The organism is Lapidilactobacillus luobeiensis (assembly GCF_024345205.1).
Lineage (GTDB): Bacteria > Bacillota > Bacilli > Lactobacillales > Lactobacillaceae > Lapidilactobacillus > Lapidilactobacillus luobeiensis.
In genome coordinates, this window is sequence record NZ_BROC01000009.1 from 17956 (window position 1) to 41286 (window position 23331).

General features: G+C 40.3%; 21 protein-coding genes and 1 pseudogene. 6 read left to right on the top strand and 16 right to left on the bottom strand.

The annotated features are described in order from the left end of the window. Positions 1-362: 362 nt before the first annotated feature. Together OCU21_RS04535 and OCU21_RS04540 are read right to left on the bottom strand one after the other, a co-directional pair. Positions 363-593 carry a helix-turn-helix domain-containing protein gene (locus OCU21_RS04535; protein ID WP_000857133.1) on the bottom strand — a complete coding sequence of 77 codons (231 nt, stop codon included), beginning with the start codon at positions 591-593 and terminating at the stop codon, positions 363-365. After that, positions 590-1012: a sigma-70 family RNA polymerase sigma factor gene (locus OCU21_RS04540; RefSeq protein ID WP_000804885.1), complete on the bottom strand. Its 423-nt coding sequence runs from the start codon at positions 1010-1012 to the stop codon at positions 590-592. Before OCU21_RS04540 ends, OCU21_RS04535 begins: the two co-directional genes overlap by 4 nt. A gap of 504 nt (positions 1013-1516) precedes the next feature. On the opposite strand from OCU21_RS04540, the gene OCU21_RS04545 reads away from it, so the two are divergent. Then, on the top strand, positions 1517-1870 hold the full coding sequence (locus tag OCU21_RS04545; protein WP_001227347.1) for a helix-turn-helix transcriptional regulator: 354 nt from the start codon (positions 1517-1519) through the stop codon (positions 1868-1870). A gap of 59 nt (positions 1871-1929) precedes the next feature. On the opposite strand, the gene OCU21_RS04550 is transcribed toward OCU21_RS04545, so the two are convergent. The 14 genes and pseudogenes from OCU21_RS04550 to OCU21_RS04620 form a co-directional block, all read right to left on the bottom strand. Then, the gene (locus OCU21_RS04550) at positions 1930-2097 is read right to left on the bottom strand and encodes a cysteine-rich KTR domain-containing protein (protein WP_000336323.1); all 168 of its coding nucleotides are present in this window, start codon (positions 2095-2097) and stop codon (positions 1930-1932) included. 118 nt (positions 2098-2215) lie between these two features. Next, positions 2216-4135, bottom strand: coding sequence for a tetracycline resistance ribosomal protection protein Tet(M) (tet(M), locus tag OCU21_RS04555; protein WP_000691736.1), 1920 nt, complete (start codon positions 4133-4135; stop codon positions 2216-2218). 15 nt (positions 4136-4150) lie between these two features. Beyond that, positions 4151-4198, bottom strand: a pseudogene (locus OCU21_RS11300) (hypothetical protein); the annotation flags it as partial. A gap of 313 nt (positions 4199-4511) precedes the next feature. Further along, a complete protein-coding gene (locus tag OCU21_RS04565) occupies positions 4512-5444 on the bottom strand; it encodes a conjugal transfer protein (protein WP_001224318.1) in 933 nt (310 codons plus the stop codon). Then, positions 5441-6442: a bifunctional lytic transglycosylase/C40 family peptidase gene (locus OCU21_RS04570; protein WP_000769868.1), complete on the bottom strand. Its 1002-nt coding sequence runs from the start codon at positions 6440-6442 to the stop codon at positions 5441-5443. Before OCU21_RS04570 ends, OCU21_RS04565 begins: the two co-directional genes overlap by 4 nt. After that, positions 6439-8616, bottom strand: a complete 2178-nt coding sequence (locus tag OCU21_RS04575; protein WP_000804748.1) for a CD3337/EF1877 family mobilome membrane protein — start codon at positions 8614-8616, stop codon at positions 6439-6441. Before OCU21_RS04575 ends, OCU21_RS04570 begins: the two co-directional genes overlap by 4 nt. A 2-nt stretch (positions 8617-8618) precedes the next feature. Then, the gene (tcpF, locus tag OCU21_RS04580; protein WP_000331160.1) at positions 8619-11066 is read right to left on the bottom strand and encodes a conjugal transfer ATPase TcpF; all 2448 of its coding nucleotides are present in this window, start codon (positions 11064-11066) and stop codon (positions 8619-8621) included. Beyond that, positions 11050-11442, bottom strand: coding sequence for a conjugal transfer protein (locus OCU21_RS04585; protein WP_000723888.1), 393 nt, complete (start codon positions 11440-11442; stop codon positions 11050-11052). Before OCU21_RS04585 ends, tcpF begins: the two co-directional genes overlap by 17 nt. Before the next feature lie 88 nt (positions 11443-11530). Continuing rightward, the gene (locus OCU21_RS04590) at positions 11531-12028 is read right to left on the bottom strand and encodes an antirestriction protein ArdA (protein ID WP_000342539.1); all 498 of its coding nucleotides are present in this window, start codon (positions 12026-12028) and stop codon (positions 11531-11533) included. 116 nt (positions 12029-12144) lie between these two features. Further along, positions 12145-12366 (bottom strand): hypothetical protein, encoded by a 222-nt coding sequence (locus OCU21_RS04595; protein WP_001009056.1) that lies wholly within the window; start codon positions 12364-12366, stop codon positions 12145-12147. A 42-nt stretch (positions 12367-12408) separates the two neighbouring features. Then, the gene (gene mobT / locus OCU21_RS04600; protein ID WP_000398284.1) at positions 12409-13614 is read right to left on the bottom strand and encodes a MobT family relaxase; all 1206 of its coding nucleotides are present in this window, start codon (positions 13612-13614) and stop codon (positions 12409-12411) included. Positions 13615-13791: 177 nt separating this feature from the next. Beyond that, positions 13792-15177: an FtsK/SpoIIIE domain-containing protein gene (locus OCU21_RS04610; RefSeq protein WP_000813488.1), complete on the bottom strand. Its 1386-nt coding sequence runs from the start codon at positions 15175-15177 to the stop codon at positions 13792-13794. A 28-nt stretch (positions 15178-15205) separates the two neighbouring features. Then, positions 15206-15592 (bottom strand): YdcP family protein, encoded by a 387-nt coding sequence (locus OCU21_RS04615; RefSeq protein ID WP_000985015.1) that lies wholly within the window; start codon positions 15590-15592, stop codon positions 15206-15208. A 15-nt stretch (positions 15593-15607) separates the two neighbouring features. Then, positions 15608-15922, bottom strand: coding sequence for a YdcP family protein (locus OCU21_RS04620; protein ID WP_000420682.1), 315 nt, complete (start codon positions 15920-15922; stop codon positions 15608-15610). Between the two features lie 540 nt (positions 15923-16462). Here OCU21_RS04620 and deoC point away from each other — a divergent pair. The 5 genes from deoC (at position 16463) to OCU21_RS04645 (ending at position 23331) form a co-directional block, all read left to right on the top strand. Next, positions 16463-17131, top strand: a complete 669-nt coding sequence (gene deoC / locus OCU21_RS04625) for a deoxyribose-phosphate aldolase (protein WP_261806295.1) — start codon at positions 16463-16465, stop codon at positions 17129-17131. After that, entirely contained in the window at positions 17118-18320 is a 1203-nt protein-coding gene (locus tag OCU21_RS04630) for a phosphopentomutase (RefSeq protein WP_261806296.1), read from the top strand. The genes deoC and OCU21_RS04630 overlap by 14 nt, the downstream gene beginning before the upstream one ends. An 887-nt stretch (positions 18321-19207) precedes the next feature. Then, complete coding sequence (deoD, locus tag OCU21_RS04635) at positions 19208-19906, top strand: purine-nucleoside phosphorylase (RefSeq protein WP_125600415.1); 699 nt, start codon at positions 19208-19210, stop codon at positions 19904-19906. 211 nt (positions 19907-20117) lie between these two features. After that, positions 20118-22748 (top strand): sigma 54-interacting transcriptional regulator, encoded by a 2631-nt coding sequence (locus OCU21_RS04640; protein WP_261806297.1) that lies wholly within the window; start codon positions 20118-20120, stop codon positions 22746-22748. Between the two features lie 154 nt (positions 22749-22902). Beyond that, complete coding sequence (locus OCU21_RS04645; RefSeq protein ID WP_261806298.1) at positions 22903-23331, top strand: PTS sugar transporter subunit IIA; 429 nt, start codon at positions 22903-22905, stop codon at positions 23329-23331.

Here is a 23331-nt window from a genome sequence, read left to right on the forward strand (position 1 = left end):
ATGGTTCTCATGTAGCCATACTCATTGCCTGCGACGGTTTTATCACGCTCGGACTATTGACTGTATGGGAGTATCATTATCACGATAAGAATGTCGTTGCAGGCAATCCTGCTAAAGATTGCTTCTCGGATCACTAACATGAATCGCTCGCTATCTTTATAAGATAGGTCATGGCGGTTAGTTCCGTTGGCTCTTTTCTTATCGAAACGTATTCGATTACTTTTATTCAGTTTTCAAAGAACAATGGCTCGTTAGCCTATCAAAACACATTGAAAGCTCAATATGCTTTGGTGGAATAACAAACCTCCCTGTTCGGGAAGCGTGGAATGGTTTAGCACGCTTCCACGAAAGGAGAGAGGATATTACTTAATTTCAAATGACAAAATCTTTGTAATCAGTCTGGTTTCCATTCTTCCACGTAAGACTTCATCAACGACCATACTTTGATTGCCATATTCATCTTTCATAAGTCGTAGGGAACGCTTCGTTATGTACCCTCTGTAATGATGTAGAATCTGGTTAATCGCTTCGGTATCGCCATCTGTTGCCTTTACAATGAGAGGAAAGGGAATCATAGGATATTGTGTTTTCATTCTTCAAATTCCTCCATAAACTTTTTAATTAAGGCTAGTCCACTGGTTCTATGCCGATAGACAGTAGAACGGTTCAATTTCAACAGGTCTGCAATTTCTGAATCGCTCATGTCCATAAAGTAAAACAGCAGTAGAATTTCACGTTTCTTGTCTGGCAACTCACGTAATGCTTCACTCAACAAATCATTTTCAACGCCTACTGATAACCCATTGAGTGTAAAAATCTGAAAGTCAGTTGAATAGTTATCTGTTGTCGCAAACTGGCTAACAAGATAATCGCCAACATCCGAAAAGGACACCTCACGCTTTGCAATCCTTGAAAGATAAAGCATATAATTCTTTCGCTCGTCTTCCATAGCACGTTTACAGATATAGTCAAACTGATTTTCTATTGTGGTCTGAAAAGAAGATGGTTTCATGTTTCTCACCCCCTTTCTGTCTAGGAAAGGAAGTGAGCCTTGCTCGTTTATCTCCTTTCACTCTTAGTCCCAATGTGAAAGGGGGATTTGTTGCATTACTGATAAATAAACTTTGTAAAAAAGTTCTGAATAGCCAAAAAAGCATATAAACAGATTTATTTCTCTGTTTACATGCTTCTGTTATTCTATCTATATGATTTATAAAACCACATTGGTGGACGTACTTATCTATTGCAGATAGACGACTTTTTTTGACAAGAACCCAATGTAAGGAAATTTATTGTATATGATGTACTTCATGGCGACGTTGACCTCCAACAAACCGCCATTTGGAAGTAATATACAATATTTTAACAGCGTAAATAGCACTACCATATAACGGTTTTTTTTATTGGCGTTTAGTAGTGCTTTTTATTAAATATAAACCTATAAACCATATAACACGTTTTTCTATACCTGTTTTTAATTCAGTAGGAACAATAAAATGTATAGAGGTGGTCTACTATGCGTAAAAAAGAAGATAAATATGATTTTAGAGCCTTTGGTTTAGCCATTAAAGAAGCTCGATTGAAACGAGGTTTAACTCGTGAACAAGTGGGAGCATTGATTGAAATTGACCCACGGTACTTAACTAATATTGAAAATAAAGGGCAACACCCCAGCATACAAGTTCTTTATGACCTTGTATCGTTACTTCATGTTTCCGTTGATGAATTTTTCTTACCTGCTAATAACTTGGTAAAAAGCACCCGACGATTACAGATAGAGAAATACATGGATAGCTTTACAGACAAAGAACTATCCTTAATGGAATCTTTAGCCAGCGGTATCAACGAAGCAAGAAACATCGAAGACTAATTAAAAGAATCCATACATAACGGAAAGAGCCGATAAAATGAGATTGTATTAATCTCATTTTATCGGCTCTGCGTCTTTGCGTCTGGCTCTGTAATCACAGTTACTTTGAACTGCTTTATTTCAATTAAATTTTCTTGTCTGCATTTCGGACAATAGAGGGGGAATTTTTTTAATTCAGTATCTTCCCTTATCTTTAATCGTGTTTTATTTCCACATACAGGACACAATATCCACTTGTAGTTTATAATAACTATCTCCTCCTTTACACTTTAATTCAAATCTTTATTAAAAAATATTTCATCTTATTTAACAAGAAACCATATTTATATAACAACATAAAATACACTAAGTTATTTTATTGAACATATATCGTACTTTATCTATCCGACTATTTGGACGACGGGGCTGGCAAACAGGTTCACCGGTAGTAACATGGTACCCTTTTAACTCTGTTAAACAAACACTACGTCCATTTGTAAAGAAAGTTAAATCACTACGATATTCTTGAATACACCGAGCAGGGATTTCTCCACTAAGAATGACCTCATTATTTTTCAATTGAGTGTCTACGATGTTCGCACAATATTTAGGAGCATCGTTGTATGCTCGTGAAAGATATTCCTGTGGCGCATAAATTTTAAAACTAAGATATGGCTCTAACAATTCTGTTCCAGCTTTTTTTAAGACTTGTTCCAATACAATAGGAGCAAGCATCCGAAAATCTGCTGGGGTACTAACAGGGCTATAGTATAAGCCATACTTAAAACAGATTTTACAGTCCGTCACATTCCAACCATACAATCCTTGTTCACAGCCATAGCGTATCCCCTCCATAACTGCATTTTGAAACGATTGATTTAAGTATCCAAGAGAAACCGAGCTCTCATACTGCATTCCACTTCCCAACGGAAGCGGTGATACAGATAAACCAATGGAAGCCCAGAAAGGATTTGGCGGCACTTCGATGTGAATGGTATATTCTGCATTTTTTAACGGTCTCTCCATATAAATGACTGTAGGCTCTTTTAGTTCTATCTCCACATGATACTTTTCTTGCAACAGTGCACTAATCACTTCCATTTGTACTTTCCCTAAGAAAGAAAGTATAATTTCATGTGTCGTAGAATCCACGTAATATCGTAGAAGCGGATCACTATCTGAGATTTCCAAAAGGGCATCAAGCAACATTTCTCTCTGTTCAGGTTTACTCGGTTCAACAGTTGTTTGTAGTAGAGGGTGCGGATTTTCAATCTTTTTTCTCTGTGGCAATAGTTTTGTATCTCCAAGAACACTATTTAACTTCAAAAACTCATTTTGCAAAATAACAATTTCTCCAGAATAAGCTCTATCAATCTTACATAATTCACCATTTATTGAAGTATACATTTCTGTAACTTTTATTTTTTCTTTTTCTGATACTCTAACCGAATCTCGTAAATGTAGTACTCCACTATAAAGGCGTATATATGCAAGACGTTGTCTTTTTTTTGTATATTCAATTTTGAAAACATTTCCGCAAAGTTCAGACGGACCTCGATGTGTTGATGAATAAAATTTATTAGTAATAACTTCTATAAGGTTATCAATCCCTATATTACTTTTTGCACTTCCATGATAAAGAGGGAACAGAGAACAATTCTGAAATCTTATGCTTTCCTCTTGTTCGAGTTCCAATGCTTCTAATGATTTACCGGACATATATTTCTCTAAAAGGTCATCGTTTCCCTCTATTACCGTATCCCATTGTTCAGATTCGGTAAAGTTCGTCACACACATATTAGGATACAGTTCTACCTTCTGTTTGATTACAATTTCGGCAGAAAGTTTCTCTTTAATATCCTGATAAACCGTTGATAAATCAATTCCATTTTGGTCAATCTTATTGATAAAAAAGATTGTGGGAATCCCCATTTTCCTAAGTGCATGAAATAATATACGAGTTTGTGCTTGTACGCCATCTTTTGCAGAAATCAGTAGAATTGCCCCATCTAAAACTGATAATGAACGATATACTTCTGCTAAGAAATCCATATGTCCTGGCGTGTCTATGATGTTCACCTTCGTATTTTCCCACTGAAAAGAGGTTATTCCTGTCTGAATTGTAATTCCTCTCTGACGTTCTAAAAGCGTATTATCCGTCCTCGTTGTACCTTTGTCCACGCTTCCTAATTCTGTAATCGCTCCACTGTTATATAATAAGCTTTCTGTTAAGGTAGTTTTTCCTGCATCAACATGAGCTAAAACTCCAATATTAATAATTTTCATGTGATTTTCCTCCATTCAAAAACCCAAAAGGGCATAAAAATCCCAGTGATAAATACTTTTATCACTGGGATTTTTATGCATAACCATAGGCATACAAAGCATACAGATATTCTCCGGATACTTTAGAATCACATGATAAAGGTATTCTTAAACTGGGTACAAAAAACTAAGCCCTCCTAAAAAAGGACATCCAATTATTTGTTCCCACTATCAAATTGACAGTTTATTTAAGAATACCTTGCCGCATATTTATTAACTCCTTTTAAATAGATACTTAAATAATAGCACGTAAGAGCATATTTGTAAAGGAATCTCCAATTTTTTATCAAAGAGAGTACGTGATTACAAAATAGCTGTAATAATGTACCAATATTTGTTATTCTATAATCTTCCAATTACTCCCGTTCTTTTCAAGTACCAAATCAAATTGAGATACCTGCGTTGCTTTGGTCTGCTGGTCGATATACTCCACTGTCAGCGATACCGTGACTTGATTATCCTTACGATTATGAATAGGATTTACCAGTTCTTGAAAGATGTACTCTTTTCCGATTGGTTTTAATATCCCGTCATTCACATAGTAGGAAAGTTCACTGGCTGTCGCTGTAGGATAGAGCTTGAAGAACGTCGTTAAAAACTCATTGATTTCATTGGTTGTAATGGAATCAACCGTCCCCTCACTTTCAATGGCTTTTGGTTTATAACTTGATTTCTTAGGTATGTTGGTAATGGTCGGATTCTTAACCAGTACCATATTTCCAGAACCATCTACATAGACACTCACTATATAAGCAGAGTGGACGGTCTTTGTATTTTCTCCCTCTGTAATGAGCTGGTCTACACTGTAGGTTACATTAAACTCATTGTCGCCAGTTGGCTCTACCGTCCATATCTGAAATCCTCTTACAGAAGACGATACAGGAATATCTTTGCGTACTGTATCAACATTGAGAGCTTGAAGTTCATCTGTCAGATAGCCTTTTAGACTTTCCATTCGATTATCAATGGACTTATCGGATTGCTCCCATGAATAGTAGACTTTCGCAAAGTTCTCTACAAAATTTTCTACATGATGAGTATCAACGTATTCCTTTTCTATGATAGTTGTTTCGTGAATAGTATGAGTATCTATAGCTGTAAAGTGCTTGAATATCGCAAAGCTGAAACTAAGCCCTAAAAGTACCCACAAGGCAATCACAACCTTTTTATGAGGATTGACCTTATAGACACGAGGTTTCTTTTCCTTTGGTATCTGTTTTTCTTTATTCTGATTTTTTCTAAATTTCATCATTAAATCTTCCTTTCTCATTGTTTGATTCGTCCTGCTCCCACTAAATGCTGTTGCCAGTAGGGGCTTGTTAAGTCGGCATAACCGATTGGGTCGCCTGCATGAAACATACGGTTATTGCCAAGGTATATCCCAACATGAGTAATATAAGAGCCAGCGTTATAGGTAGAATGAAAGAAAACCAAATCGCCAGCTTGTGCTTCCGATAGTGGGATATGCTGGGTCACATCATATTGCTGTTGTGCGGTTCGTGGTAAGTTAATTCCAGCTTTTCCATACGTCCATTGTGTCAGTCCGCTACAATCAAAAGAAGTAGTCGGGGAAGCTCCACCGTAAACGTATCGCCAGCCCTCATATTTCAGTGCTTCGTCCATGATGGCTTGTACCGTATCATCATCAAACTCTGTTGTGACAAGATACTGCGTTACCAGTTGCACATAAAACATATTGCCATAGTTGTATCGCCAGCCCCCATTGATAGGTATGGCTATGGGATTGGGGTAAGACACTTTTTCGCCACCTGAATACTCTTTTGAGAAACTTTGAGCCAGTTCAAAGGTATATTTATTTCCACGATTAGCCACATACCCTAAGAAACCACCACCATAATTGTAGGACTGGATAACCGATTCTAAATCTACACTGAGCCTTTCGCTACTGGCTAATAATTCACTGAAATACTTCACACCTTGCTTAATGGATTCTTCTGTACTCAATGAATTAGGTGGAAGACCGAGGGATTCCGAGGACTGCATAACATCTTCCGCAGTACCGCCCGATTCCACCTGTATAATCGCAAGAAGTATGTTGACATATTCTTCAACGCCATATTCTTTGGCATATTTTTCTACCATAGGCTTATGAGCCAGCACTTCTGCGGAAACATTCACACCTCCATAATGAATATTGGAAATTCCGCTGTCCTGTTCATCTGAAAATAAAATGGCAACAAACAGAAGCAGTGAGAAGACCATCAAGAATAATCCAGAACCACCAATCACTAAAGTTTTCAACTTCATGGTTTCTTACCGACTTTCTTAATGGTGGCGGTTTTGATTGGTGGTCTACTTCTTGTATTTTGTAGTGGTACTCTTTGAACAGTAGACGGACGTTCTTTTGTGATTGGACGTTGTGAAGTTCTATCTGCTGTAGTGGTTGAAGTTGCTGGCTTTTGAACGGTTTTTTCTTGAACGGTATTGCCTTGGCGTTCCACTTTTGGACTTGAAAAATCGGACTTAACTGCTGGACGCTCTTGTTTGGCTTGTTGAGATTCCTTATATGAAGTCTGAATATTAGACTGTTTTGAGGTCTGTTCATCATGATATTGTTCTTGTCTTGTAGTCGGTCTTTCATGAACAGAAGAAGCAGGCTGTTTTTTCTGTTTGACCTGTTCCATTTCAGAGCGACGCTTCGCAATGGTTTTTCGCCTTTGTTCCTGCTGTTCCTTGCGTCCACTGGCTCTGTCCGCTTTGGTTTGAGAAATACTACTGGTTAAATCACGGACATTCTCTTTTACTTTGGATTTTCCTTGATATACTGCATATCTTGCATTGGTCGGCAAATCTTTAACCTGTTCTTTCAAACCACTAGCAGTGTCTACCATTCTGTCTTTGGTATCAGCTACTGTACCGATGGTTTGACCGATACGTTTTCCAAGTGTTGATTTTTCCTTTCCGTCTGGTCGGGAGTGATCTGCTTGTGTCCTTGCAGAACTCCCCGAACCCGACTGTCCTTTTTTACCTGTAACAATGGCAGACCCAGCCCCTAGAGTAGTCATGGAACGTCCAAGTTTCCGCTGTAGACGGTGCATGTGAGCGTGCATAAGCATACGAGGTTTTCTCATCACACGACTTCCCACACTTTGAGAATCGTTACTCTGTAGAGAAAACATACTCATTAAATCGCCCAGCTTGAAGTAGATTCCTGCAAAGGTCACAATCTGTAGAAAAGCAATCAAAAAGAACGGATAACCAGCCGATAAGGTATAGAGCATGGTTGAAATACTAAATGCTGTCGTAATAATCAATGTGATTCCAGCTCGTGTCAAAATGGTATTAAAGAGCTTTGTTATGGCTCGTTTTGACATACCATCAAATGATGGAATCATGCTTAAAATAAAGCTCACAGGCAGAAACATAGCATAGATGATAAAAAGTACCTGCGAGAAAATCATGATTCCTGTTAATAGGAATACAAATATGGAAATCCCAATATTGAAGACAAATAGGAAGAAGACTGTACCTAAACGGTTAATGGTCTTTGTAATGGTTAGATTGGTATTGCTTCTGTCTTCAATTTCTTCCGCAACAATTTTTTCTCTGTCTTCGCCATTGTTGGAATCTGGGCTGGTGGAGAGCAGGCTTTCCACACGGTCAATACCGATACTTTCAATGTCTGAACTGTTGTATTGAAGCAGTAGCCACGGTTGCTGAACCTGTATGGAAAACAGGCTATCTCTAATTAAGTCCACGCTGTCCTTGCCTTGACTATCGGAATGGGGCATGACAATCTTCGTGCCAAGTGATAAACTGGCATTACTGATGTCTGATGAAAAGTCATTGATTTTTTTAATGTAGTCGGGAGCGTAGGCAATAAAGGAAGCCGATAGGATAAACACCAGCACAAAATTCATAATGGCATGAATTGCCTTTGTGGTTTCTCTCTTTATCAGTCCCGTATAGGCAACATAAACCCCAAGAACCAAAATCAAGAGTAAGAGGAATCCAACATAGAAACCCTCTGTTGAAAATCCGTTTGCACTCACACCAGCTAAGGTCTGCATATTCTTACCAATGGAATCTGCTGTAGCGGAAATGAAGTCTAAGGAATAGGCTTCCTGTACTAAGTAACCTGTCGCATTGGAAACATACAAACTGATTGTCCAAATAAAATTGGTAATGGCATATAGTCCATACATGACCTGTTTTCCAATCCCGTCCGACCAGTTCCACGGAAGCCAGCCCCAGCTATTATCCACATAAAAATCCAGTTGATAGTTTTCAAGTGGGTATCGGCTGTATTCATTTGCCACATTGACCGTATCATCTACCAAGCCCGCAGCTTGAACCACCGTTCCCAGCATGGCTAAAAGAAAAATGGCAATCACAAGTGTGAAAGCCACTGTCATTGCCACTTTACCTAGACGTTTCAGCGTCCAGTTTGATTTTATTCTGTTTACTATTGATGGTTTCACATTTACACCTCTTTTCGCACAGGTGGTCTGGTATCAAAGGCATGGAGCAGTTCTTCAAATACAGGGTGGAACTGTATCACACCGACACGACCATATAAATCACTGATAAGGCATTGCCCGTTTTCCAAATCACGCAATCGCTTCTGATTGTTTTCGTCCTCTGGGTCTACACCAAAAAAGGCTAAGGTCTTTTTAATCTCGTTAAGGTCAGTGGAACGAAATGCAAATTTTAAGCCGAGGTTATTTTTCAGTTTTTCATCTAAGAGGTCGTCTGTATTTTGGGTCACGAAATATACCCCAGCGTTCATAGCACGACCAGCCCGAACCAGCTTCATAGATAGTGTTTTTCCTTGTGCTACCTGTAAAAAGCTCCATGCTTCGTCTAAATCTACAATCTTGAAAATGCTTCGGTCTGTATGGATAAAGTCTAAAGCAAAGGTACTAATGACAATCAGCATAGCAACGGATAAAAGCTCCATAGTGGTATATTCCTCAAAGGAAGTTTCCTTGTCGGGAAGTACCAAGTCCGCAACCTGTATAATGTTCAGTTGTTTTTCTAAGCTGATAGACTGCTCCACATAACCATTACTGAATAATAAATGTGCAAAGTCATAGTCTGTAAAACTTTCGATATGGTCGGCTATACTGGTACTTAGTGGCGTATTCTCAACCCGTAATTCCTCAATCACTTTCATCAACCCTCGTACTTCACTATTGGTTACTGCACGAATGGCTTTTCTAAGGATTGGGAAGCGTTCCCCATCACGAGAGGAAATCCCCGTAAGGAATGTCAGAATATCAATAGCCAGTGATTCAGAATCTTTGGGATTTTTCATAATCACATAAGGGTCAAGTAAGCCTTTGTTTTTCTCATCAGAAGTCAGAGTGACGATATTGATTTCATGGGAAATCTCTGGCAAGGTTTCTTTCCATCTGCCACGTTCTGCTTTTGGGTCTACAATCACTGCTTGTGCCCCATAAAGCACCGCATAATAGACGATAAGGTTATTCGCAAAGGATTTACCACCACCCAGCGAACCAACAAAAGCCGACGCTAACGCATTGGTTACTGAACCCTTAACCCCTTGACTGGCAAGAGCAGGTTTCAGATAGACATTGCGTCCAGTATCTAAGCTGTAGCCAACATAAATCCCCTCATTTTCCCCCAGCATTTGAGTAGCACCAAAACCTAAACCAGCGAGGAAATCAGAGGTCACGTATTGAATATAATCATTCATATAACGCTTGCTGGCAGGTAAAAATTCTTCATGTAAGCCGAGCATATCCCCAAATGGTCGTACCAGTTTTACGCTTAAATCGTCATAAAAATCTTTCACTTCATTACAACGACGTTTGAGTTCGTCAAGATCATTTGCTGATACCCTTACCACATAAGACAGCTTGTACATAGATTCCTTGCTTTGGTCTAAATTGGTTTCCAGCTCATTCACACTTTCCAGAGCTTCCGCCACATTGGAGCTGGTTTCATTATCACTTTGCCAAGCGTGGTTATCCAAGTCTTTCAGTTCTTTCTTTTTATTGCGGACAGTAGATAGGGCTTTACGATTCGCTACAATTTCCACATTCATTGACGTATCAATCGGGAATGTAAATTGCTGTTGCTGGTAGTAGAAGATTTCAGAGGACGGGAAGTCCAGTTCTCCGACAATGCTGTTAATGGTAAAGTAAGCTACATAGACGGTTTCATCTTCCTGCTGGATTTTCAAATATCGCTGTTTTTCTTCCACCAAACAGCGAGTAGGCTTAATCAAGTCATAGTATTTAATCAGCGTTTCATTATCCAGCTTTTTCTTTGATAGATGGTACTCATACTCTTCATAGGCAGTGCCTGTCTGTCCGTAAAGGTGTTCAATCAGATAGCCGAAGTCGTCCTTATCTAACCTGCGGATTTTGAAACGACGAGAGATTTTATTTTCTAAGAGCTTTTCCATCTTCTGAAAACGCAGGATTTCATCATTACTCATACTAACAAAATCGCCCATCAGCTTATGGTTCACATCATAGACAAAATCAGACAAAGCATTTTTTGCTTCAACGGTAAGACTTTTCATAGAAAACTCCTGATCGTTGAGAAGCAACTTAAAGCCGATAAAGAAACGGTAGTTCACTTGATTTTCGCCAATCATGGATATTAAAGCGTCTGTCTGTTGGTCGATTTTGTCATAGGCAACCGCTTTGAGCTTGCCAGTGACTTCATTTTTGGAACGCTCTTGTGCAGAACGTATGCTGGATTCTGTACTGATTTGTAAAGCATGAATTTTGCCATCACGATTTTGTGCGATAAGCTGTCTGAAAGAATCATGCACTTGTATTTTCTGTTCTGGACTTAGAAATGAGTAATTGTAAGGAACAAGCTCATAGTAAGCATAACATTCCCCGTCTTTATTCCAGACGAGATTGTTTTCAATGTATTTAATTGGATATGCCATAAAATTCACTCCTAACTGCTGTAATGGCTTCTTGTGGCTGGTTTCTGCCAAGCGTTACTTTTTTTCCTGCATAGGTCAGCTTTGGTCGCAGTGCATAAGCAATGACAGACTTCAAAAATCCATAAGGCTTTTTACCATCAAAAGTTTTTGTAGACATAAACCATGTGAAAGCCACAGGAATCCCAAAGTATTTGAGAAATGCTCCCTCTATCATGGAAAGAGGGGGCAAGTTGCCAAGTATCATCACTGCAAAGAGTGACACGACAAACCATGTCATTTGCGTAAAGGTTATGGGAAACGGAAGTCTAAAATCATTGATAGAATACAGTACCTTTTCCACAGACCAGATACTGGTATAGCTTCGTATTTTCTTCATGTAATCAATCCTTTCATAAAAAATAGGGGTAGCTGATTGAGCCACCCCGTAAAATAGAAAATCTGCCAGTAGTAATGTACCGACAGATTTAATAGACGATTTCAAAAATCCCATGATTGGTTGAGATAAACGTTCCTGAAAGGTCTAAATCCCGACCATAGGCTTGATAATCAATATAGTTTTGAAGACTAGCTGGTACTTCGCCTAAAGCACCCGTTTCTTCAATGTAGTAGCGTGCCACGTCATACATATCATCACAATCGGAATGAATGATAATATCCTCTTGATGTTCGCTTAGTTCTTCAATGCTTGAAAAATGAGTGAGCAGAGCAGATAGCTCCGATTGTAATTCTTCGGGTAATTCCGATACCATTTCCCATAGTCGATTGAGTTCGCCAATGGAAGTGTATTCGTCAACCGTAAAGGGTAACTCGTAGTCATGAATGGCGTATTCCTCATATTCATCATTCAAGCCGATTTTCTCTTTGACTTCCTCAAAGTCAATGGGAAAGGTAAACCACGCACCGACCAATTCGCCCTCATTGTATTTGCCTAAATTCGCAATATAGACTTGCATATCGTCCATATATTCACGTCCTTTCTTTGTAGAGATTCAAAAATCCCTACCGCACTTCGTTTGGTGTACCATTCCTTTGCGGAACATAAGAAAACCACTTATATTCCACAAAAGAACGGTTTTATTTAAGCACCAATAATGCGATTGAATAGCTCTAGTAAAATGTCTTTTACTCCAGCAGCGTTGAAGACTAAGCCAACCGCAATAATCGCAATAATTAAAAAGCCAATCAGTTTGCTAAACTCACGCTTGAAGCCAAGATACAAGCCAATCACAACGATTGCTAAAAGCACCAGTGATTGAGCGTTTGATAGAAACCAGTTATAAAGGTTTTGTCCAAAATTCATAAAAATGTTCTCCTCTCTATATTCAATGAATTTGTATTTGAGTTATTTTTTTGTTGTTATCACGTCCTGTTCTTTTACTGACTGTTGCTTCAAAATCTGCTTGTGTCGGTCTGTCAGTTTCGCATGGTCGAGAATGTCTTTTACAACCTGCGTCTGGTTGATTTCATCAAGTTTAATCGCAACCTTTAAGGTCGGGGCAACTTGATGAGATAGCCAGTTCAGCGTCCTTTGGAAGGAGTAAGGCTCTGGTTTTGTGGTTAGTTTTAATCGTTCACGATTGTTCCCAATAAACCAAGCCCATTCTTCATTCAGTTTCCAATCAGAACGAGGTTTGGAATCGTCTTTATCTACAAAACGGATATACCGATTGATAATTTTAAAGGCGGTATGCTCTGGATTGTCATAGACGAGTAAATCACGGACTGCATAATAGGCACGCTCATTTTTCAATCGAATCTCAAAACGGTTTTTTACTTCTGCGTCTTCAATGGGAATATCATTTTTCTTGTACTGCTCGTAGTCCTTTTCATAGATACAGAAATAAACTTCACTTTGTAATGAACCGATATAGAGGGTGTTTCCCATACATTCCTTTTCCTCTTTGCGTACCAGTTCGCCACTGCGATAGCTTTTAAAACTGCGGAAGACGGAGATACATTCTTCCTGTTGGCACTTTTCAGTGAGTACAGGGATATTTAAAATCCCTGTCTTATCGTTAATGGCAAGGTCAAGGCGTTTCATCACACCGCCAGCCACCAAAACGTCCATAAAGAACTCATACCAGCTTCTTTGTTGTGCCAGAAGATAGCTTTCAAATTGTCTGCACCCACGACCTTTCAATTCCACCAGAACTCCTTTGTCCAGTTCATGGGAGCAAAGGACGAATATGTCGCCTAAAGCATAATGCTCTGAATAAGAATAGAAACCATAGTCCTCATGAAGAAAATAGGACAGTTTCAGTTGTAAGATGTTTTCGACCACCTGCTGTACGTCTGTTGTCGGAAAGCGAATTCTTACATAATCAAACAGCATTTCAAGGGGAGCGTCGGGATTGAAGCGTTCCAGAGCTTCCCAAAGGGACTGCTGTAAATCCTCTGATGGCTTGACTTTTCCTGTTTCAATATCGCTTAGATACTGCCTTGTAATACCAGTCGCAACAGCTAAACGGTTTTGAGATAGTCCATAAGCCAAGCGTTTTTCTTTTAAATGCTGTAACCAAGTTTGTTCATTCAGTAAAAATCCCTCCAATCAAAAAGGCGTATGTCAACTTTTAAAGCCCATTTGACATACGCTGAAATTTTGTAAATCCCTTGTAACCAAAGGATTTTCTAATGTTTTTTTGACTGTTTCCTGTCGATTTGTACCCCCCTGTTAGATACGGGGGGTTAAGTGCTGGCGTGGCTATTGCCACACCAGCCAGCAAGATCAGTCCACACCTGCGACTTCCGCTTCGCACGTCGCCTGCGTGGACTGTCTGCTGTTGGATAACTTTTTAATTTCCTCCAAGAAATCATATCCTTTTGGTACAAGGGGAGTATAAAACTCTGATATGACACTTGTTCCTACATCAACATAGCCACGACCTTTGATTCGCTTTAAGAAGAAATCCTTTTGTACGTCACTGCCAAACATCATGCCATAGCCCATTTCAGACATACGACCTAAAGCCACTCTGAAATTAAACTGATCACGGATTCCGTCGCCTAAATATTTTGCGTCTGGACGTTGACAAGCCAGTATTAGAAAGAAGCCAGCTTGACGACCTAACATGACAATCTGTTTCAGCTTATTCATAACTGCGGTGTTTTCTTTTGTTCCCAGCATTTCCATGAAAGCGACGTATTCATCAAAGATTAAGAAGTGTGCCGGGAGACCTAAGTAAGCATAATTTTTGCCAGTCTTATAGTTCTTCATCTGCTTCATTTCCTCACTACGTTTCATCATTTCTTCATAGAATGTTTCAATGCAAGAAAGCAAGTCTTCTTTTCTATAGTAGACATTTGCCATCACAGAACCTAAGTCCGCAAGATCAGCATTTTTCGGGTCAAGAATATACAGTTTTGAATCTGTATGAAGCAAGGCTTCAATCAGTGTCAGTATAAAGTAAGTTTTACCGCCACCTGTACCACCAGCAATCAACATATGAGGGAGCTTATCATATTCCCACCATACGTTTTTCATTAAGCGAAGTTTACCATCTTTAGCTTCTACTTCATCAATAGAAATACGACTGGCTATGGTGTCATAGAGCAAAGTATATTCCACATAGGAATCCTTTAACTCTTTATCCGTCAGCTCACAGTACAAGCCACTCTCTAATTTCTTTTCCAAGTGTAAGAGTTGGTCTTGATATTTTCCCAGCGTGATTTCCACCCGTATCTGTATCAAGCCATTTTTAAGTCGATAATACATTTTAGGGAAGTAGGTTATCTTTTCCTTTGTACGACCAGCACTATCTTTAAAGAAACCCTCTGTTTTGACCTGTTCAGATTCATACCACTTGTTTTCAAGTATCATCTTTGCCAGTTTTTGACGGTGGTAAAGTTGTTTAACCGTATCATAGCGAACCCGTTTGAATACAAACGCTACCAGCAAGCAGATAAGAATTGCGACACTGAAACTGATAATTAAATAGGGAATGTCAATCTTATCTGCTTGTGATAGGTTAAAATCCTGCCAGTTGATCTGCTGGATTGTCTTCACATGAAACAGTCCGACAACCAGCAGGAAAACAGGCAGGAGTGACGCTATCGTAAAATGAAAGACTAAATCTTTACCAGATGGGCGAATCCTTTTACCACGCTGTTTCATGCGAAAAAGTCTCCTTTCTACCTAGCGACTATTTGTCTTGTGTCGGTTCTTTCTTTGCTTGTGGTTGAGCTTTGAATGAACTAGAATCCTTTGTCAGCACAATATCGTCTGCCTTGATATACCAGTCAACATCTGCTCCTTGATAGGTGGCAGTAGCAACGGTGTCCGCAATGGGATTGATAAGTTCCACCCGTGCGTTATAATCAAACTCTTTCAAAGGCACGCTGGCAGGAATACTTACTTGAATCATGCGTCCTTGTCCTTTGGATTTTAAGTCATAGGTACGTTCCTTGATTTCATCTGAAACCGACCCGTCTTCATTTTGGATTCTCACTTCACGACGTAGAGCAGAGAATTTCAATTCTCCAAAAGTCGTGTCTTTATCTAATACAATGCCATTTGCTAATCTCATCATTTTTCCTCTCTTTCTTTATTCTTTTATCATGTCGTCAGCATGTAAAAGGTAATTTGTAAAACCACGAGTGCCGATTTTGTAGCCCTCTGCGGTAATACGTGGATTGACTAACTTCACACGTTCCTCAAAGCCGAAATGTTTTTCGCCAGCTTCAGCAGGAAGCACCACCACAATATCATCTGCTCTTTGAACATCAGAATAGAGATTATAGCTTCTTGATAAGACAGTTAGCCGTCCGTTGATTCTTCGCTGAACGACTTTATCCTCGCCAGCAAATTCTAAATTGCCGAATGTTTTTTCCATGTTGGGAATCACAAATTTAAGTTCCATATTTTTACCTATCCTTTCTTTTTTATTGGCTGAATGAATGTTTGATGGTCTTAAAGAGTGGGGAACGACCTTTTGATTCTTGATTTTTTGTTTTCATAAGTTCACTTCCTTTCAAAATCGGGTAAAAAAATAGACACCTCATTTTTTGAAGTGTCTACCTATTAAATATTCAAATTTTATTGGAAGTATCTTTATATCTTCACTTTTCAAGGATAAATCGTCGTATCAAAGCTCATTCATAAGTAGTAAATTAGTAGTAAATTGAGTGGTTTTGACCTTGATAAAGTGTGATAAGTCCAGTTTTTATGCGGATAACTAGATTTTTATGCTATTTTTCTTTTAAAAAATCGCCAAACGATGGTTAATCATGATAAGATTCAAGTAGGTACTCATTTAACGACAAAGTGAGAGTCGGCCTGCATTGCTTCAGAATATTAGCCTAGTCATTGTTAGGAGAGCCGCTTTTAGCTCCCGGAGCAGTGACGTAGCTAAGTGGCAGAAGCAAGGCTGATGAACACGTTTCAAAAAAGGAGAGCTAACATGAAATTTGCAAAGTATTTTGATCATACACTTTTGAAGCCAGACGCGACTGAGGATCAGGTGCGCCAGGTGATCGCCGAAGCGAAGGAATATGACTTCGCCTCAGTTTGTATCAATCCTTACTGGGTCAGCATGACCGCCGAGGAATTGAAGGGCACGACTGTCAATACCTGTACGGTGATCGGCTTCCCTCTGGGGGCAACTTCAACGGTTTCAAAAGTTGCTGAAACTGTGCAAGCGATCCAAGATGGCGCCAACGAAGTCGACATGGTCATCAATATTGGCGAATTGAAGGCGGGCCATAATGAAGCAGTCCAACGGGATATCGAACATGTGGCGCATACTGCCCACGGCGCTGGCGCTTTATTGAAAGTGATCATTGAAGCTTGCTTATTGACTGATGAAGAGATCAAGCGCGCTTGCGAATTGTCAATGGCGGCGGAAGCTGATTTCGTGAAAACATCAACTGGCTTTTCAACTGGCGGCGCGACACCTCATGACGTTAAAATCATGCGGGACACTGTCGGTGATAAATTAGGGGTCAAGGCCTCTGGTGGCGTCCATAACTTAGCGGAGGCCGAAGCGGTCATCGCGGCTGGCGCTAACCGGATCGGGGCCAGCGCCTCAGTCACAATCCTTAAGGAGGCACAAGCAAATGGCAAAGACTGATTATCGTTTTAAGCGTGTATTTGGGATCGTTTTGGACTCGATCGGGATCGGCGAAGCACCAGACGCCGCTAAGTTTGACGATCAAGGGTCCGACACTTTAGGTCATATCGGCGAATTCTTCCAAGGTAAGTTCCAAGTCCCTAACCTGGTCAAGATCGGCTTGGGTAACATTCGCGAAGACAATCCGATTTTAGGCGCAGAACCGATCGAACATCCCGCTGGTCACTACGGCAAGATGTTTGAGATCTCCGCCGGTAAAGACAGCATGGATGGCCACTGGGAAATGATGGGCTTGCCGGTCACTAAACCGTTAGGCTTCTTCCCCAATGGTTTCCCCCAAGAATTATTACAAAAATTAGAAGATTTCAGCGGTCGCAAAGTGATCGTCAACAAACCTTATAGTGGGACCGATGTGATCCACGATTATGGCGAGGAACAAATGGCGACAGGCGACTTGATCGTCTATACTTCCGGCGACTCTGTTTTACAGATCGCGGCGCATACCGACATTATCCCACTGGCCGAATTGTATAAGATCTGTGAGTACGCTCGTTCGATCACCATTGACGAGTATCATGTGGGCCGAATCATCGCGCGGCCATACAGCGGTCCAGACAAGGACCACTTCGTCCGCTCTAGTGATCGACATGACTATACTTTGGAACCAACCGAAGACACCGATTTGGATCGGCTGCACGCGGCTGGTCTAGACGTTCTGGGTGTCGGCAAAATCAATGATATTTTCTCTGGACGCGGCATCACGAAAGGTTGGCATACCGTCAGCAACATGGATGGCATGGACAAAACCATCGCCGCCGCCGACGAAGATTTCACTGGGTTCTGCTTCACGAACCTAGTTGACTTTGACGCCATGTACGGCCACCGCCGGAACCCGCAAGGTGATGGCGATGCTTTGATGGCTTTCGACAAACGTTTAGGCGAACTTTTACCAAAATTGCATGATGATGATCTGTTGTTCATTACGGCTGATCACGGGAATGATCCTTGCTTCAAAGGCACCGACCATACCCGAGAATATGTGCCGCTACTCTTCTTCTCACCAAGCTTCGCGCAAGGTGGCAGCATTGGCATCCACAGTCCGTTCTCTGATTTAGGCGCAACTGTTTTGGATAACTTCCATGTTGCTGGTAATGGCAAGGGTCAGAGCTTCTTGGCAGACTTGAAGTAGGAGATTTCTGGCGTTGATGGCAGGTCAGGTGGGTTTGGATGTGGACGCAACCGCCTCAGGACGTTTGTCGTGGCTGGAACGCGGTGGGCATCGTTTGAAGCCAATCCGCAAGCCCAGCGGCTTGTCTTCAAATCGAGCCTTATTCTAAGCGATAAATCGCTAAGAATAATCTCACCGCTGAGCCACACGTCCTGAGGCGGTTGCTAGGCAGAATTGAGCTGATCTGCAATCAAGGCGAAGGATTTGACGAAGCGTTTTTTCAAGATTGAGGTCAAACAATCGCCCTCTTTTGGAGTGGTACGGCAATGCCAACTGATTTGGATCAGTGGGTCGGTACGTTTCGGATAGTGCCGCCAACTTTATCTCACTTACTTAAGCGGACTTGGGTTGGAAATCGACCAATTCAGCTGATTCATCAAGAACTTGCGTAGTTCATCAGCTAGACTGTACTGGTGTTACCAATTTAAAGCTGGTGACCACTAAACACGTTCGTTGATTGCGTGGCTCCTCATCAATTTGCCAGAGCTTGCCAATTGGCGTGAGTGCTCAAACGACTATGATAACGTTGAGCGGCTGGAGCGGAGCGTGGCGTTGGTGGATCGTTTGCTTGTTGGCGGAAGGTCGGGCTGGGGGTGAGTCAGCCGCGATATTATTCTTGGCGGCTTTGCCGCCTAGAATAAGGCCGAGTTTTGAGATTTTCGATGGGTTTCCGAAAAGCTCAAAATCGTGCCCGCAGCGGTCCACCACCCCCAGCCCGACCTGGAGCCCCACTACACTTGCCAACCACCAACGCCACGCGCAGCGCAGGCTGCGTACAATCTACTTTCAAGACAGTTTAAGCAATACCAAGCGGATGATAAACAATACACGATAACGGAGGAAAAAACATGAGTACACATATTGGCGCCGAAAAAGGTGCGATCGCTGAAAAAGTTTTACTGCCAGGTGATCCTTTGCGCGCAAAATATATTGCCGAGAATTTTCTGACTGATATCCATCTTTATAACGAGATTCGGAACGCTTTTGGCTATACCGGCCTGTATCGCGGCGAGCGGGTCTCAGTTCAGTCGACGGGGATGGGGATTCCCTCGATTTCGATCTATGTGAACGAATTGATCCAATTTTACGATGTTCAAACGCTGATTCGCGTCGGCACTGCTGGTGGTTTAGGCCCAGATGTCAAGATCCGCGACGTGGTGATGGCCCAAGCGGCTTCGACCGACTCCGCCATTGTTAATAATACCTTTGGTCCTAGCATCAATTTTGCCCCAGTGGCGGATTATGAGCTGTTAGCTAAAGCAGTGGCGGTAGCGAAACAAGATGGCATTCGTTATCATGTCGGCAATGTTTTAGGCGAGGATCGGTTCTACAATGACGAGATCGACATGCCCAAACTGATCGATTACGGCGTTTTAGCGACCGAGATGGAAACGCCAGCGTTGTATCTCTTGGCGGCGAAGTTCAAACGCCGCGCGCTGGGCGTCTTCACGGTCAGCAACCATTTGATCACCGGTGAGGAGACGACTGCGGAAGAGCGGCAAACTTCCTTCAACGACATGATCAATATCGCGTTGCAAACGAATTAGAACTCGTATCATTAAATGTAATAAGGAGCTATGGCCTGAGAAGGTCATGGCTTTTTAATTAGCAAAAACTGGTCGAGCTATCGAAATAGTGTTTAATGAATTGAACACTAGTGGAAAGGCAAACGCTTAAACACTGTCTTGAAGTCTATTTGATAAAATGTTATGCTCGTTTTGGCGAAAAACTATATCTGAAAAGAAAGTTGTAAGTGTAATGACCTCAAAAGAACGTGTCTATCAAGCATTAGCTGAATTATTGAATGATGGGTCAAAAAATGTGACTACTCAAGTAATTGCTCAAAAGTTAGAGTTGAGTCGTTCAGTAACTAGTCATTATTTATCTCAACTACTCGCAGAAAAGAGAATTCAAAAATCTAATGGCCGACCAGTTATTTGGTATGTAATTAGCGAGAAGAATACAGAGGAAAATGATTTTGGTGATCTAACAGCATTTAAAGAAATCGTCGGTGTCCAAGGAAGTCAGAAAGAGAATATCCGACAATGTATCGCCGCGGTCAAGTACCCCCATGGCGGTCTTAATCTGATGATAACTGGACCAAGTGGGGTCGGGAAGACCTTTTTGGCAAAAAAGATTTATCAATATGCTCAGAACAATAATTGGGTCACTTCCACTGCCCCTTTCAAGGTTTTAAATTGTGCAGATTATGCCAACAATCCTGAATTATTATCTTCGATTCTGTTTGGCTATGTGAAAGGGGCGTTTACTGGTGCAGTAACTTCTAAAAGCGGGCTTCTTGCAACGGCTAATGGTGGCTTTCTATTTCTTGATGAGGTGCACCGTTTATCCGGAGAGAATCAAGAAAAATTGTTTACGTTCTTAGATACGGGCAAATTTCGACCGATCGGGGAAAATCAGTCCGATTCATGCTCAAATGTTCGCTTTATCTTCGCAACAACTGAGGATCCGAAAATAACATTCTTAAATACTTTTGCACGACGGGTACCGATAACAATCTCTTTAACCGCATATGTTAAGCGTCCTATCGATGAGCGGTTACGATTTATTCGCTATCTTTTTGAGCAAGAAGCAAAGCGTTTACGACATCGAATTATTATTCAACCAGCAGCAGTTAAATATTTGTTAGATGTTGATCCTATCGGGAATATTGGTACTCTAAAAAATATGATTAAAGTAGCGTGTGCGAAGAATTTTGCTGGGGTCTCAAAGAGTCAGCAGGTTTTAACTATAGACTTAACGGATTTTGATTTGGAGTTAAATGTACCAAAGAGTCGATATGAACGTATTATCTCAAATGAGTTTAAGCTGAAGATCGATACAGCAATAGTACAGAATAATGCTGATTTACCATTGTTCTCTGAATTGAAGGAATCAATTCAGAGGGTTTTAGTTAGCACAGATCAAGATGAACGTGATTGGATAGGTGAGATTCGTAATCTCATTCAACATTGGGATCAAGACCAGCAGCAAGATTCATTTCAAACAGATGATGTTTTGCATCAGTTGCATCAAAGAGAATTTGTTCACATTATTTGTCAGAAATTTGGATTGAAGGCCGCTACCGCTTATGAGAACGCTTTTTTCAAATTATATCAGACGCATTTTGTTTTAGATAAAAAACTATGCCAACAATTGTTGGATCGACTTCAAAATAATTATTCGAGATCATTGCAAGTTACATCATATTTTTATCAGCATTTAGCAGTGATTGATCAGAACAGTCAAATAGCGTTAAAGTTGATTTTAGCTTGTTGTATTGCGGATGAAATCAATGAAAAATTGCCATTGCGTTGCTTGATGGTTGCTCATGGCAGCCATACCGCAACAAGTATCCAAGCAGTCGTTAACCAGTTATGTGGCACATACTTAGTTGATGCAATCGATATGCCGATTGATACAACGATTGAAGAAATATCAAAAGAGGCCATTCAGAGAATCCATGACTTTGACACTTCTAGTGGATTTATTCTATTAGTCGATATGGGATCACTGGGCCAACTCTATCGGAAAATCAAGAATAATCTAAGCGGTGACTTGCTCGTAGTTAACAATTTGACGACGGCGATTGCCTTAGACGTGGCTTTGAAAATTCAAGAACGATTACCTTTCACACAGATTGCTGAACACGCTAGTCAAGACTATCAGATTTCTACTCAGTATTTTGAAGGATTTTCTAATCAAAAGAATATTGTGATTTCTTGTATGTCCGGACTGGGTATCTCAGAGAAGCTAAAAGGAATCTTTCAACAGTGGCTGGGTAATAATATCAGTATTATTACAATGGATTTCGCTAATCTACAACAAAATATTAAGGCTAATGAAATTAGCGGTTTTGAATCAACGCTACTGGTGATTACAACAACAAATCTACCGGATTCTTTTGCAATCGATCATATCAATATTTATGATCTACTTGATGCAGGTGGCGAAGCATTACTCAGAGAGAAAATAAATGGTACGTTATCTGCCAAGGATTTTGACGGTCTATACAATGAAATCGTTAGATTTTTATCGATTGAAGGAGTAACAGAACGACTATCGTTTTTAAATCCGGCAGTTATTATTCAAGAAGTCGAAACCGTGATTTTTAAATTTGAGAACTATTACCATATAAAAATCGATGGTAAAATCAAGCTGAATCTTTATATGCATATCTCATTAATGGTCGAACGCTTGATGACAGGTGTCAGTACTAAGCAGGATTCATTAACTATGCCAATTACCGCGACTAGTAAAAAAGATTTTTTTGGAATCGCGAAAGGAATTTTTAGGCCATTGGAATTGAAGTATAATATTGCAATCAATGACTATGAGCTTTCTTTACTCTATGAATTATTCAAATATATATTTGATATCACGAAATAAATCGATTGATTGTCAGTTTAGTGTGCGTCAATAATATTTTAAAAGGCGATGATTGGTTGAAGAACCGGCATCGCTTTTTAGTTGGTCACTATTATTGGCACGATATTTGCTTATAATTATGATGATTGACTTTTGGAAAAGTGAGGATCTATAAATGAAACAGATTTTAGTGGCTACACATGGTGGTATGGCTAGTGGGATTAAGAGCTCAATTGAAATATTAACAGGTTTACAAGATAAGTTGGATGTGATCGATGCTTATATTGATGAGAATGATTTGAAACAAGGTATCACTAAATTCATTAAACAGCTTGAGGGGACAACTGGTGTGATTTTAACAGATATTATTGGTGGAAGTGTTTCGCAGGAAGTGTTACTGCAGGTTCATGACCAAAAAAATATTTTTGTTATCACTGGTGTTAATTTACCAATAGTACTTTCTTTGGTAATGAATTCGGAAACTTTGTCAAGCGAATCGCTCAAACGGTTAGTTGATCAGGCGCAGCTTGCAGTCTTACAACCAGCGGAGGGTAGACTACAGATTGTTGGGCAGAATGATGATTTTTTTGAAACAAAATCATAA

Excerpts from the sequence above, each read along its gene's own strand:
- OCU21_RS04535 (WP_000857133.1), bottom strand. The coding sequence starts at position 593 with ATGAAAACACAATATCCTATGATTCCCTTTCCTCTCATTGTAAAGGCA.
- OCU21_RS04540 (WP_000804885.1), bottom strand. The coding sequence starts at position 1,012 with ATGAAACCATCTTCTTTTCAGACCACAATAGAAAATCAGTTTGACTAT.
- OCU21_RS04545 (WP_001227347.1), top strand. The coding sequence starts at position 1,517 with ATGCGTAAAAAAGAAGATAAATATGATTTTAGAGCCTTTGGTTTAGCC.
- OCU21_RS04565 (WP_001224318.1), bottom strand. The coding sequence starts at position 5,444 with ATGAGAAAGGAAGATTTAATGATGAAATTTAGAAAAAATCAGAATAAA.
- OCU21_RS04570 (WP_000769868.1), bottom strand. The coding sequence starts at position 6,442 with ATGAAGTTGAAAACTTTAGTGATTGGTGGTTCTGGATTATTCTTGATG.
- tcpF (WP_000331160.1), bottom strand. The coding sequence starts at position 11,066 with ATGGCATATCCAATTAAATACATTGAAAACAATCTCGTCTGGAATAAA.
- OCU21_RS04585 (WP_000723888.1), bottom strand. The coding sequence starts at position 11,442 with ATGAAGAAAATACGAAGCTATACCAGTATCTGGTCTGTGGAAAAGGTA.
- OCU21_RS04590 (WP_000342539.1), bottom strand. The coding sequence starts at position 12,028 with ATGGACGATATGCAAGTCTATATTGCGAATTTAGGCAAATACAATGAG.
- OCU21_RS04595 (WP_001009056.1), bottom strand. The coding sequence starts at position 12,366 with ATGAATTTTGGACAAAACCTTTATAACTGGTTTCTATCAAACGCTCAA.
- OCU21_RS04610 (WP_000813488.1), bottom strand. The coding sequence starts at position 15,177 with ATGAAACAGCGTGGTAAAAGGATTCGCCCATCTGGTAAAGATTTAGTC.
- OCU21_RS04615 (WP_000985015.1), bottom strand. The coding sequence starts at position 15,592 with ATGATGAGATTAGCAAATGGCATTGTATTAGATAAAGACACGACTTTT.
- OCU21_RS04620 (WP_000420682.1), bottom strand. The coding sequence starts at position 15,922 with ATGGAACTTAAATTTGTGATTCCCAACATGGAAAAAACATTCGGCAAT.
- deoC (WP_261806295.1), top strand. The coding sequence starts at position 16,463 with ATGAAATTTGCAAAGTATTTTGATCATACACTTTTGAAGCCAGACGCG.
- OCU21_RS04630 (WP_261806296.1), top strand. The coding sequence starts at position 17,118 with ATGGCAAAGACTGATTATCGTTTTAAGCGTGTATTTGGGATCGTTTTG.
- deoD (WP_125600415.1), top strand. The coding sequence starts at position 19,208 with ATGAGTACACATATTGGCGCCGAAAAAGGTGCGATCGCTGAAAAAGTT.
- OCU21_RS04640 (WP_261806297.1), top strand. The coding sequence starts at position 20,118 with ATGACCTCAAAAGAACGTGTCTATCAAGCATTAGCTGAATTATTGAAT.
- OCU21_RS04645 (WP_261806298.1), top strand. The coding sequence starts at position 22,903 with ATGAAACAGATTTTAGTGGCTACACATGGTGGTATGGCTAGTGGGATT.